At 59.8% G+C, this 12,728-nt stretch carries 12 protein-coding genes; 8 read left to right on the top strand and 4 right to left on the bottom strand.

The window, feature by feature from the left end:
* Positions 1-12: 12 nt before the first annotated feature.
* From PFY00_RS07335 to PFY00_RS07305, 7 genes are all read left to right on the top strand, one after another.
* Positions 13-2,259 (top strand): sensor histidine kinase NtrY-like, encoded by a 2,247-nt coding sequence (locus PFY00_RS07335; protein WP_271431884.1) that lies wholly within the window; start codon positions 13-15, stop codon positions 2,257-2,259.
* 33 nt (positions 2,260-2,292) lie between these two features.
* Entirely contained in the window at positions 2,293-3,720 is a 1,428-nt protein-coding gene (gene ntrX / locus PFY00_RS07330) for a nitrogen assimilation response regulator NtrX (RefSeq protein WP_271431883.1), read from the top strand.
* 68 nt (positions 3,721-3,788) lie between these two features.
* Positions 3,789-4,403 carry a heme ABC exporter ATP-binding protein CcmA gene (gene ccmA / locus PFY00_RS07325; protein ID WP_271431882.1) on the top strand — a complete coding sequence of 205 codons (615 nt, stop codon included), beginning with the start codon at positions 3,789-3,791 and terminating at the stop codon, positions 4,401-4,403.
* Positions 4,400-5,056, top strand: coding sequence for a heme exporter protein CcmB (ccmB, locus tag PFY00_RS07320; protein ID WP_271431881.1), 657 nt, complete (start codon positions 4,400-4,402; stop codon positions 5,054-5,056). Before ccmA ends, ccmB begins: the two co-directional genes overlap by 4 nt.
* Before the next feature lie 76 nt (positions 5,057-5,132).
* Entirely contained in the window at positions 5,133-5,861 is a 729-nt protein-coding gene (locus PFY00_RS07315; protein WP_271431880.1) for a heme ABC transporter permease, read from the top strand.
* Complete coding sequence (gene ccmD, locus PFY00_RS07310) at positions 5,861-6,037, top strand: heme exporter protein CcmD (RefSeq protein WP_271431879.1); 177 nt, start codon at positions 5,861-5,863, stop codon at positions 6,035-6,037. The genes PFY00_RS07315 and ccmD overlap by 1 nt, the downstream gene beginning before the upstream one ends.
* Entirely contained in the window at positions 6,030-6,569 is a 540-nt protein-coding gene (locus tag PFY00_RS07305) for a DsbE family thiol:disulfide interchange protein (protein WP_271431878.1), read from the top strand. Before ccmD ends, PFY00_RS07305 begins: the two co-directional genes overlap by 8 nt.
* 6 nt (positions 6,570-6,575) lie before the next feature.
* Here the strand turns inward: PFY00_RS07305 and PFY00_RS07300 are convergent, their stop codons facing one another.
* Entirely contained in the window at positions 6,576-6,725 is a 150-nt protein-coding gene (locus PFY00_RS07300; protein WP_271431877.1) for a hypothetical protein, read from the bottom strand.
* Positions 6,726-6,953: 228 nt separating this feature from the next.
* Positions 6,954-9,653, bottom strand: a complete 2,700-nt coding sequence (gene acnA / locus PFY00_RS07295) for an aconitate hydratase AcnA (RefSeq protein ID WP_271431876.1) — start codon at positions 9,651-9,653, stop codon at positions 6,954-6,956.
* A gap of 276 nt (positions 9,654-9,929) precedes the next feature.
* On the opposite strand from acnA, the gene PFY00_RS07290 reads away from it, so the two are divergent.
* A complete protein-coding gene (locus PFY00_RS07290) occupies positions 9,930-10,637 on the top strand; it encodes a DUF1223 domain-containing protein (protein WP_271431875.1) in 708 nt (235 codons plus the stop codon).
* On the opposite strand, the gene PFY00_RS07285 is transcribed toward PFY00_RS07290, so the two are convergent.
* Positions 10,601-11,500 (bottom strand): lysophospholipid acyltransferase family protein, encoded by a 900-nt coding sequence (locus tag PFY00_RS07285; protein WP_271432215.1) that lies wholly within the window; start codon positions 11,498-11,500, stop codon positions 10,601-10,603. The two genes, PFY00_RS07290 and PFY00_RS07285, sit on opposite strands and share 37 nt — an antisense overlap.
* A gap of 134 nt (positions 11,501-11,634) precedes the next feature.
* Complete coding sequence (locus PFY00_RS07280) at positions 11,635-12,708, bottom strand: flagellar motor switch protein FliG (protein ID WP_271431874.1); 1,074 nt, start codon at positions 12,706-12,708, stop codon at positions 11,635-11,637.
* Positions 12,709-12,728: the final 20 nt, after the last annotated feature.

The following is a 12,728-nucleotide window of genomic DNA, read 5'->3' as shown; positions in this document are numbered from 1 at the left end:
GCAGCGCGCACCATGACTTGGGCTCGTATAAGCCGTTTGCGGCGGCAAAGACGGGTGCAGAACGCGATGACACTCGCGCTGGTTGCGCTTGGTCCGATCCTTGCTGTTGCCACCTTCCTTGTTCTGGGGCCGCTGGATAGCTCGGCTGGCGTGCTGAGCCTGCGGTTGGTGCTGCTGGCCGATCTCGTTTATGTTCTGTTTCTTGCCGCGTTGGTTTTGGGCCGTGTCGCGCGCATGGTGGCCGAGCGACGTGCCCAATCCGCGGGATCGCGTTTGCATCTGCGTCTGACCGGGGCCTTTACGGTCATGGCGCTGCTGCCGACCATCACGGTTGCTGTGTTCGCGGTGCTGACCATCAACATTGGTCTCGAGACATGGTTTTCCAGCCGCGTGCAGAACGTGGTCGGAGCCTCTTTGACAGCGGCCGAGGCCTACGAAGAAGAGCAGCGTGAAGGTCTTGAGCAGGATGCTCAGGCGCTGGCCGGGTTTCTGAATGCCTCTCGGCGCGTCAGTCTGGCGATGGACGGAGGCGATCTGCGGCAAATTCTGGGGCAGGGTCAGGCCCAGATCCAGCGCGGCCTGCGTGAGGCCTATGTGATTGACGGCGCTGGCGAAATTCGCGCACGCGGGGAACGGTCCTATCTGTTTGACTTCGAACGCCCATCACCGGACGATTTCGCTACGGCGGACGCGACGGGCATCACGGTTATCGCGGATTGGGAAAACGATGAATTCCGCGCTCTGGTGCCCCTGGCGGCATTTGCCGATCGCTATCTCTATGTCAGCCGCAACGTCGATGGCCGTTTGCTGTCCTTGCTGGATGAAACACAGGAAACCGCGCGGTTCTATCAGCAGCAGGAAAGCGAACGCGGTAGGCGACTGTTTGACTTTGCTCTGCTTTACCTTGGCTTTGCCGTGCTGCTCATCCTCGCGGCGACATGGGCCGGTTTGTGGTTTGCGGAACGTCTGTCGCGACCCGTTGGGCGTTTGGCTGGCGCGGCACAGCGGGTTGGTTCGGGCGATCTGGACGTGCAGGTGCCCGAAGAAGAGGGTGATGACGAAATCTCGATGCTGGGGCGGTACTTCAACCAGATGACCCGGCAGCTCAAGGGGCAGCGCGAAACCCTTTTGGAAAATACCCGCCAGATTGAACGGCGCCAACGCCTGTTCGACTCGGTTCTGACGTCGGTCACATCGGGTGTTGTCGGCTTGGACGCAGGCGGCAAAGTGACCTTCGTCAACCGTTCCGCCGAACGCTTGCTGGGTTGGCATGAAACCCGCGAATCCGTTCCGATCCACGTTGCGGTGCCTGAATTTGGCCCCTTGTTTGAACGCCTGCGCAGCAGCGGTCAGGAGAGCGCTCAGGAAGAAATCAAAGTGTCGCGCGAAGGCCGTTTGGAAAACCTGCTGGTGCGCGTTGCCACCAGACGCAGGGATGACCGCAGCCTTGAAGGCTTCGTGGTCGCTTTTGACGATGTGACCGATCTTGTCAGTGCGCAGCGCATGGCCGCGTGGGGTGATGTTGCCCGCCGAATTGCTCATGAGATCAAGAACCCACTGACACCGATCCAACTGTCCGCCGAGCGTATCAAACGCAAGTTTTCGCGCGTGTTGGAGGAAGACGATGCGGCCCAGTTGGAGGACATGACAGGGGTGATCGTGCGGCAGACAGGCGATTTGCGCCGCATTGTCGATGAGTTCTCGAAATTTGCCCGTATGCCCGAACCCGAACGCAAGCCCGAAGATCTGGGCGATTTGTTGCGCGGGGCTGTCTTGTTGCAGGATGCAGGTCAGCCGAATGTGCGCTTTGTTACCAAGATCGCGGCACAGGCAATGCCCGCCGAACTGGATGCGACAATGATTGGGCAGGCCTTCACTAATCTGATCAAGAATGCGGGAGAAGCGATTGAAACGCTTCAGGAAAAGGGCGCTCCTGAAGGTCACGATCCGCAGATCCACGTCAGTGCTGAGATCGTCGATGACAAGGTGGAGATCCGGATCATGGACAACGGGATCGGCTTGCCAGAGGACCGGGCCCGCCTGTTCGAGCCTTATGTGACCACACGTGGCGAAGGCACCGGGCTGGGCCTGCCAATCGTCAAAAAGATTATCGAGGAACATGGCGGCAGTCTGACGCTGGAAGACGCGCCACCTTTTGAACCAGACGCCCATGTGGGCGCGATGGCGGTGATCCGTCTGCCGCTGGATTCGCCTTCGGCGCAGCAGCCGGACGGGTCATCCCAATTGGAGGAGGTTTAGCAGTTATGGTGATTGAAAAGGTTAGAGGCAGAGATGAGTGATATTCTGATCGTTGACGACGAACGCGATATCCGCGAGCTGATCGGGGATATTCTGGAGGATGAAGGCTTTACCACGCGTCTTGCGGGCAACAGCAACGATGCCATGGCCGAAATCAACAAAGAGCCTCCGGCGCTGCTGATCCTCGATATCTGGCTGAAAGACAGCAAGATGGACGGGATCGATATTCTCAAGGCTGTAAAGCGCGACAACCCGGACGTGCCGGTTGTGATCATATCCGGTCACGGCAACATCGAAATCGCGGTGGCTGCGATCCGGCAGGGCGCCTATGACTTTATCGAAAAGCCGTTCAACATTGATCAGCTTTTGGTGGTGATCCGGCGGGCGATGGAAACCTCGCGCCTGCGCCGCGAGAACGCCACTCTGAAGCGCGGTGAAACCCGCAGCGCTGAAATGCTGGGTGACAGCGCAGGATACCGCGCCTTGATTGCACAACTGGACAAGGTGACCAAATCCAATGGCCGCGTTATGCTGACCGGCCCTGCAGGCAGCGGCAAGGAAGTTGCAGCGCGATATATTCACGCCAAGTCCAACCGCAGCTCTGCGCCCTTTGTGACCGTGAATTGCGCCGGGGTTGAGCCTGAAATGATGGAAGCTATGCTGTTTGGCCGCGAAAGCGCCAAGCGGGGGATCGAGCCGGGTTTGCTCGAACAGGCCCATGGCGGTGTGATCTATTTTGACGAAGTGGCCGACATGCCGTTGGGCACACAGTCAAAAATCCTGCGTGTTCTTGTGGATCAGCAATTCAACCGGGTCGGAGGCAGTGACAAGGTTCGCGTAGATCTGCGGGTCATTTCCTCGACCGGGCGCGAGCTGCAGGAGGAAATTGCCGAAGGGCGGTTCCGCGAAGAGCTGTTCCACCGCCTGAACGTTGTGCCGATCGCGGTTCCATCCCTGTCTGAACGGCGCGAAGACATTCCAATGCTGGCCGATTACTTCATCGAGCAATGCCATCAGTCACAGGGCCTGCCCAAGCGCACGCTGTCTGACGAAGCGGTTGCCCTGATGCAAACCATGACCTGGCCCGGCAATGTGCGGCAGCTCAAGAATCTGGTGGAGCGTGTGCTCATACTGGGCGAGGGGACCGGACCAATCGAGGCCCGTGAACTGCCACAGGAATCGGCCCCAAGCGAAGAAGAAGACGGCAAGGTCATTCTCTCCGGAACGTTGGCCACGATGCCCCTGCGCGAAGCACGCGAAGCCTTTGAGCGCGAATACCTGCTGACGCAGATCAACCGCTTTGGCGGCAACATTTCCCGAACGGCGAATTTCGTCGGTATGGAACGCTCAGCGCTGCATCGTAAGCTCAAATCGCTGGGTGTGGTCACCAGCCAGAAGGCCGGTGCACGTGTTGCCAGGGTCGAGGATGAAGGCGAAGAGCAGATCGAACAGGCCTCGTGACTGGCGCATGGGCAGGGCGCGCCGATTTGGCGCTTTTGCGCTTGGCGCCCGTGGGGTAATTCCGTTTCATGGATCTGCAAGCAATTGATCTGGGCGTAGCACGCGGTGGTGTGCCGGTTTTGGAGGGGGTGACGTTTTCCCTCGGCCTTGGCCGTGCCTTGGTGCTGCGCGGACCCAATGGCGCTGGTAAGACAACCCTGCTGCGCACCATGGCTGGTCTGCAGCCGCCGCTCTCTGGGCGGATTGAAGGCGCAGAAGACCGGATTGCCTATGCCGCCCATGCGGACGGTTTGAAATCCATGCTGAGCGTGACAGAGAACCTGAGCTTTTGGGCTGATGTCTTTGCCCAACGCGATATTGAGCCTGCGATCAAGGCTTTTGACCTGACCGGATTGCGCACGCGGCTTGCCGGAACACTGAGCGCGGGCCAGAAACGCCGCCTTGGTCTTGCGCGGTTGATGGTCACGGGGCGTCCGATTTGGGTTCTGGACGAACCGACGGTTTCGCTGGATGCAGCTTCGGTTGCGCTCTTTGCCGATGCGGTGCGTGCGCATCTGCAGCAGGGCGGTGCTGCGCTGATGGCCACGCATATCGATCTGGGCCTGAACGAGGCTGAGGTGCTGGATGTGGGCAAATTCCGCGCGGTTCCACGCGTGTCCGCCCAAGACGAGGCGTTCCTGTGATTGCGCTTTTGAAACGGGATTTGATGCTGGCCATTCGGGCAGGTGGGGGCTTTGGCCTCGGGTTGGCGTTCTTTCTGATCGTTACCGTGCTGGTGCCTTTTGGCGTGGGCCCTGAAACCGCACTGCTTGCCAAGATTGCGCCGGGTATCTTGTGGATCGGTGCTTTGCTGGCCTGTTTGTTGTCGCTCGATCGCATTCTGGCGCTGGACTGGGAAGACGGATCGCTTGATCTGCTCGCGACCGCGCCTTTGCCGATGGAAGGCATCGTGACCATCAAGGCACTGGCGCACTGGATCACAACGGGGTTGCCGCTGGTCTTTGCCGCACCGGCACTCGGCGTGCTGCTGAGCATGCCTGTCGATGCCTATCTCTGGGTCGTTGTCAGCCTCGCACTGGGCACACCGGCCCTGAGTGTGATCGGAACCTTCGGCGCGGCCCTGACCGTGGGCATCAAACGCGGCGGGTTGCTGATGTCATTGCTGGTGCTGCCGCTCTATGTCCCGACCTTGATCTTTGGCGCCGAAGTGGCCCGACGGGGTGCTGAGGGGCTGGCTGTGCAAACACCGTTGCTGATGCTGGCGGGGATCAGCGCGGGCGTGGTTGCCCTGCTTCCCTTTGCCTCGGCGGCTGTTTTGAGGATCAACCTGCGCTGATGCGCCGGGCACTGCCATATTGCGTATGACGCATATTTGAGGTGTAACAGGCGCGCACAAGGGATAACTGCACATCATGTCGATCTGGGAATACGCCAATCCGGTCAAGTTCATCCGAACAACGGACCGCCTGCTGCCATGGTTTTCTTGGGCGGCGCTGAGCTGCCTTGCCACCGGGTTGATCTGGGGATTTTTCTTTACGCCGGATGATTTCCGGCAGGGATCAACCGTCAAGATCATCTACTTGCATGTGCCTGCGGCGCTGATGGCGATTAATGCCTGGCTCATGATGCTTGTGGCGTCGCTGATCTGGATCGTCAGACGCCATCATGTTTCGGCCCTCGCTGCGCGCGCCGCAGCCCCGGTGGGCGCTGTCATGACGGTCATTGCGCTGGCAACAGGGGCGATCTGGGGCCAGCCGATGTGGGGCACATGGTGGGCCTGGGACCCGCGACTGACATCCTTTTTGATCCTGTTCCTGTTCTACCTTGGCTATATCGCGCTGTGGTCGGCCATCGAGGATGACGACACCGCCGCCGATCTGACATCGATCCTTTGCCTTGTTGGATCGGTCTTTGCCTTGCTCAGCCGCTACGCCGTTCTGTTCTGGAACCAGGGGCTGCATCAGGAGGCCACCTTCTCGGCTGACAAGGAACAGAATATCGCGGATGTATTCTGGTATCCGGCGGTGATCTCCATGGTTGGTTTCGCCTTGTTGTTCATCGCGCTGGTATTCCTGCGCACGCAGACTGAAATCCGGGCGCGGCGCGCCCGCGCGCTGATGGCCCGCGAAAGGACACTGTGATGCTGCCGGATCTTGGAAAATATGCAGGCTACGTGCTCAGCGCTTATGCGGTTTCGCTGACCCTGATCATTCTGTTGGTTTTGTTCAGCGTCATGCGCGCGCGCCGGGTGCGGCGTGAACTCGAAGACATCGAAGCGCGGCAGGGCCGCAGTACCAAAGAGGCCTCTGATGGCTAAACTTTCGCCGCTGATGTTTGTACCGCCGGCGATATTCGCCGGGTTCGCCATCATGGCCTATGTCGGCATGTTCCGCGAGGACCCGCAGGGCCTTCCATCCACGCGGGTGGGGCAACCGGCCCCGGCCTTGCCTGTCGAAACGCTGGCAGGGTTTGACGCGGCGGCGCCTGATGCGCTCAGCTCGGGTGAAATCACATTGGTGAATTTCTGGGCGAGCTGGTGCCCGCCTTGCCGCGCAGAGCATCCGCAGCTGCTGGAGATGCAACAGGACGGGCTGCGCATCATCGGGGTGAATTTCAAAGACAAGGAATCGCAGGCCCGCGGGTATCTGGAAGACGACGGCAATCCGTTCCTCGCGGTGCCCTTTGATCCGCTGGGCCGCACGGCGATCGAATGGGGTGTCACCGCGCCGCCCGAAACCTTTATTGTCGATGGGGATGGAACCGTGTTGTTCCGCTTTGCGGGGCCCTTGGTCGGTTCTGACTATGAACAGCGCTTTGTTCCTGCGCTTCAGGACGCCTTGGAGCGCTAAGCGCTTTTACAGATCACACAACAGACTGTCGTCGGTGAGGGTGCTCAGATCGCAAGCCTGAACCGCGTCTGCGCCAGCCGAAACACCGTAGACCGCCAGCAACGTCAAAACGGCGAGCTGGGCAATCAGCCATGGCTTGATGGTTCGGTTTTTCATCGGACGTGCCTCGGTTTGTGCGGCGTTGTCTCTATCTTGGGGTTTTGTGCGGGTTTGTGGAGTGGGGAAAACCTGACAATTTCCCCCTAAAGCCCTGTATCGGCGGTGTTTTGCGCGTTGGGTGGTCTGGATGGCGCATTTTTGCGCAAGCTCGGAAAACAAAAAGCCCCGCCGAAGCGGGGCCTTGAAACGGCGCGGAGCATTGCCCGCGCCGCAATCTGTTTTGGTTTATTCGGCTGCGACAGGTGCCTGCGCGAGGTTGCGCAGAACGTAGTGCAGCACGCCACCGTGTTCGATGTATTCGATTTCGATCGCTGTATCGATCCGGCACTTGAGCGTGATGGTCTTTTCGGATCCATCAGAAAACGTAATGGTGCAAGGCACTTCCTGCAGCGGCTGGATCGTGTCCAGACCCGAGATCGAAACGCTTTCCTCGCCGGTCAGGCCAAGGCTCTTGCGGGTGTCACCGCCGGTGAATTCGAACGGGATCACGCCCATACCAACGAGGTTGGAGCGGTGAATACGCTCAAAGCTCTCGGCGACCACGGCCTTGACGCCCAGCAGGGCTGTGCCCTTGGCTGCCCAGTCACGGCTGGAGCCGGCGCCATACTGTTCACCACCAAAGATGACCAGTGGGGTGCCCTGTTCCTGATAGGCCATGGCTGCGTCGTAAATCGATGTCTGCGCGCCATCCGGGCCCTTGGTGTAGCCGCCTTCGACCCCATCGAGCATTTCGTTCTTGATGCGGATGTTGGCAAAGGTGCCGCGCATCATGATCTCGTGGTTGCCACGGCGCGAACCGTAAGAGTTGAACTCACGCGGGGCCACCTGACGATCTGTCAGATACTGGCCAGCAGGTGTGGTTTCCTTGAACGAACCCGCAGGCGAGATGTGGTCGGTGGTGATCATGTCGCCCAGCAGTGCCAGAACGCGCGCACCTTCGATGTTGCTGATGGTGCCCGGCTCTGCGCTCATGCCCTGGAAGTAGGGTGGGTTCTGAACGTAGGTCGAGGTCGCAGGCCAATCGTACGTTTCGGCCTCGGTCACATCGACGCCCTGCCACTTGTCGTCGCCCTTGAACACATCGGCGTATTTCGACTGGAAGGCTTCGCGTGTCACGGTCTGTTCGACCAGCTCTGCCACTTCCTGCGAGGTCGGCCAGATATCCTTGAGATAGACATCCTTGCCATCTGGTGTCTGTGCGATCGGATCGGTGGCCAGATTGATGTCCATGGTGCCAGCGATGGCATAGGCAACAACCAGCGGCGGCGAGGCCAGATAGTTGGCGCGCACGTCAGGCGAAATCCGGCCTTCGAAGTTGCGGTTGCCGGACAGAACCGAAGTCGCAACCAGATCACCCTCGGCGATGGCGTCGGACAGTTCCTTCTGGATCGGACCAGAGTTACCGATGCAGGTGGTGCAGCCGTAGCCCACGAGGTTGAAGCCGATCTTGTCCAGATCGTCCTGCAGGCCCGCAGCTTCAAGATAGGCGGAAACAACCTGCGATCCGGGGGCCAGAGAGGTCTTGACCCATGGCTTGCGATCCAGACCCAGTTCAGCGGCTTTGCGCGCCACAAGACCTGCACCGATCATAACGTAGGGGTTGGATGTGTTGGTGCACGATGTGATCGACGCGATCACGACCTTGCCCGATTCCATGGTGTAGTCTTCGCCTGCAACGGCGACTTCCTTGTTCATCGGACGCTTGAAGGTTTCTTCCATTTCCTTGCGGAAGGCATCCTTGGCGCCGGTCAGTGCCACGTAGTCCTGCGGGCGCTTGGGGCCCGAGATGGCAGGCACGATGGTACCCATATCGAGGCTGAGCGTGTCGGTGTAGACCGGTGCATAGTCTGCACCGCGCCAGAAACCGTTTTCCTTGGCATAGGCTTCGACCAGCGCGATGCGCGCTTCGTCACGGCCGGTGTTGCGCAGGTAGCGCAGCGTTTCATTGTCGATCGGGAAAAAGCCGCAGGTGGCGCCATATTCCGGTGCCATGTTGGCAATGGTCGCACGGTCGGCCAGAGGCAGACGGTCCAGACCTTCGCCGTAGAATTCGACGAACTTGCCCACAACACCCTTGGCGCGCAGCATTTCGACGACCTTGAGAACCAGATCGGTGCCGGTGGTGCCTTCGACCATAGAGCCTGTCAGCTCAAATCCGATGACTTCGGGGATCAGCATGGAGATCGGCTGACCCAGCATCGCTGCTTCGGCCTCGATGCCGCCAACACCCCAGCCCAGAACGGCTGCGCCGTTGACCATGGTGGTGTGGCTGTCCGTGCCAACCAACGTGTCAGGATAGGCCACTTCGGTGCCTGTCTGGTCTGTGTCGGTCCAGACGGTCTGAGCCAGATACTCAAGGTTCACCTGGTGGCAGATGCCGGTGCCGGGGGGGACAACGCGGAAGTTGTTGAATGCGCTCTGACCCCATTTGAGGAAGGTGTAGCGCTCCATGTTGCGTTCGTATTCGCGGTCCACGTTCATCTGGAACGCGCGTGGGTTGCCAAACTCGTCAATCATGACCGAGTGGTCGATGACCAGATCAACAGGGTTCAGCGGATTGATTTTCTGTGGATCACCACCCAGCGCCTTGATGCCGTCGCGCATCGCGGCAAGGTCAACAACCGCCGGAACACCGGTGAAATCCTGCATGAGAACGCGGGCAGGGCGGTAGGCCAGTTCGCGGTCGCCTTTGCCGCCATTTTTGCCCCAGTCGGAAAAGGCTTTGATGTCGTCAACGGTGACGGTCTTGCCATCTTCGAAGCGCAGCATGTTTTCCAGAACGACCTTGAGTGCCGCAGGCAGGTTCGAAAACTCGCCCAGTCCGGCCGCTTCGGCGGCTGGGATCGAGTAATACGCGACGCTCTGGTCGCCGACGGTCAGGGTTTTGCGGGTCTTTGCGCTGTCAGTGCCAACTGTAATGGGCATGGATGGCCTACCTTTCAAAGGTGAAGATGGGAATTCTGGCCCGTATCTGCACCATGCGCACAGGTCGATCAAGGGGGGTGCGACGTTTTTTGTATGCCATTGTACACATTCCCGCCGATAACGCTGAAGAACAGCGGTTTTACCGCCGTGGGATGGCAGGGTATCCCGCCCGCCACACGGGACTGTCACAGTCTCTCGCAAAACCTTGATTGGTCTTTTCACCGCCAGTTCGGTAGTTCATATTTTCAAACGACACATCACACACACGAGCTTTTCATGCGCAGGCACCTGGCTTCTCTTGCCCTGATCTTTGCAGCCCTGACCGGAGGGGCGGCGACTTCTGTTGCCGCGCAGGACAATCCGGTTGTGGTTGAACTGTTCACCTCTCAGGGCTGTTCGTCCTGTCCGCCTGCTGATGCGCTGTTGGCAGAACTGGGCGGGCGCGATGATGTTATTCCGCTGGCCCTGCACGTGGACTACTGGGATTACATTGGCTGGAAAGACCGTTTTGCCATGCCGGGCTTTACCACGCGGCAAAAGGGCTATGCCATGGCCGGCGGCTGGCGCAAGATCTACACGCCCCAGATGGTGATCAACGGCTCGCACGCCGTTGTTGGATCACGCCCGATGAAAGTGGTGGATCTGATCCGCAAGCATCAGGCCCAAAAGCCCAAGGTCGCGCTTGATATCCGCCGCAGCGGAAATCAACTGTCGATCAAGGCGACCGCCCTGCACGATGGGCGCCCCTGCGAGATCCATGTGATCCGCTATGCGCCCAGCAAGGATGTGGAAATCACGCGCGGTGAGAACGCCGGTCACCGGTTGACCTATACCCATATCGTCGAAGACTGGGATGTTGCGGCGAAATGGAACGGGCGCGGCACCTACGAAGGCACCGTGCGTCTGGGCGGAAGCGGCCCTGTTGTGGTTCTGGTTCAGGAACCAGGCTACGGACCCATCGTTGCGGCTGCTCGCTTGCGCTGACGCCAAACCGGGTTCTTGATCTTCCAGCGGCGGTGTATCCAGAACCACTGGTTCATGTGCTGGCGCACCAACGCCTCCAGACCGTCGTTGACAGCCTGCGTCATCTCTACCGCGTCGCCGCGTTTGATCTCATCGAGCAGAACAATCTCAAAGCTCAGCCCGTCTGGTTGCCGGATCGCGTAGACCGGGATCAGTGGGGCGTCGAATTTGAGCGCCAGCTCAGCCGTTACAGTTGAGGTCTTGACCGGTTTGTCAAAATAGCTGGTACGCGCGCCGCCTGCAGCATGCAGATCCGTCAGAATGCCGAGCACGCCGCCAGCCTTGATGTGCCGCACCATTTCAATCATGCCCCGTTTGCCCTGTTCGAACATGGGCGTTCCGATGGCCGTGATGGCTTTGACGTAGTGATCGTTGAACCACGGGTTCGACATGGCGCGATAGAGCGCGCCCATATTGTGCCCCCGGCCAATCAGCGCCGCTCGAGCCGCGTCGTAATTGCCGAAATGCCCGGTCACAAGAATAACGGGCCTGCCATCTGCACGCGCCTGTTCCAGGGCCTCCAGTCCGGGGCCGGTGATCTTGGCCTTTTGGGCGCGCGCCACGAAATCCTGACCGGAATAAATCTCGATCAACGTGCGGCCCACGTTGTCCGGTACGGATTTGCACAGGCGGCGCACCTCGGCCTCGCTCAGCTCGGGGCAGGCATGCGCAAGGTTGTCCCGGATGCGGGCCTTGTGACCGGCCAAGGGTGCCACGATCGTTCGCATGATCCAGCCCATGAGCGGGACGCGCCAGCGGTAGGGCAGCAGTCGTGCTGCGCCGATAAAGGTGCGGAAAGCCCGGTCGGTCAGCCAATCCCGCACAGTGCTGCTGCGGTCCCCGGTCGGTTTTTCCTGCTGTGGTTTGGAGGCTGACACGGATTGGACGCTTTCACGGGCTGGGTTCGGTCCGTCAGATTTATGAAAGCCCGGCTGAATGCGCAAGCATGCAGAGGGCGTCAGCCGTCGTCTTCGTCCTCCGAGCGCAGCGTAATCTCGCCCGAGGTGACCAATGTACGAATGGCATCAATGACCTCGGTCATGGCCGCTTCGCCAGCCTTGGCCTTGACGGTGCCGCGGTTTTCCACCTCTTCTTGCAGGCTGGCGGCCATTCGTTTGGAGATGTTTTCCGTGATAAAGCCTGCCGCGCGCTGATCATCTTCGCTGGTTGCCGCTGCAAGGGCGGTGGCCAGAACATCCTGTGGAACGTCACGCAGGATTTTGGGCACATCGATCGGGTTGAGGCGATCGGGAATGTTGGCAAACGTAAAGATAGCCTTGCGAACCGCTTCGGCGAAATCGCGGTCCTGTTCTTCCAGTCCCGACAGCAGTTCGTCGCGGGTGTTGGAGGGCGAATAGTTGAGGATGGCGCCGAGACGTTCATCGGGTTTGGCCGCAAAGGCCTTGATTGGTTCGGCGTCCAGCTGCGCGGCTAGGCTTAGGCCAATGCGTTCGACGGCATCCGGGGTAACGCCGGTGGTCAACGACACCGCATAGGATATTCTGCGCGCCCTGTCTCCGGGCAGTTTTCCCAAAACCTCCGCCGCCTTGGCCACGTGGATTTTGGACATCATGACGGCGGCCACTTCGGTGCTTTCGCTTTGCACCAATGTGATCAGCCGCTCGGGCGGCAACGCGCTTATGCGGACCCACGGATCGCCGGTCTGGCGTACACCGGCCTCTTTTCGCAGGCGGGCTGCGGTGTGGGGATTGATCTTGCCATCAAGTGCGCTGAGCGCACCGGCTATGTCACCGGGAAAGGCCATGGCAACACTGTCGAGTTCATCGGCAAATTCGGCCACCACGGTGTTCAGTGTTTCGCGGTCCACATAGCGCATGTTGCCCAGCAGCAGTGTCAGCTCCGCCTGCTGGTCCTCGGGCAAAGCAGACAAAGGAATATCCGCGCCTTCGTTAAGCAAGAACTGCACGATAATCGCAGCCTTGGATTTGCGCGAAAGCGCATCAGGCCTGCCAGTCGGTCGATGGTCGGGCAGGGCCGCGACAGCGGCCGGGGCAGCAATCAGATTAGACATTCAAGGGTGTTCCCGGTGGC

Source organism: Thalassococcus lentus (assembly GCF_028023555.1).
Classification (GTDB): domain Bacteria; phylum Pseudomonadota; class Alphaproteobacteria; order Rhodobacterales; family Rhodobacteraceae; genus Thalassococcus_A; species Thalassococcus_A lentus.
This window is presented reverse-complemented; position numbering and strand designations above follow the sequence as displayed.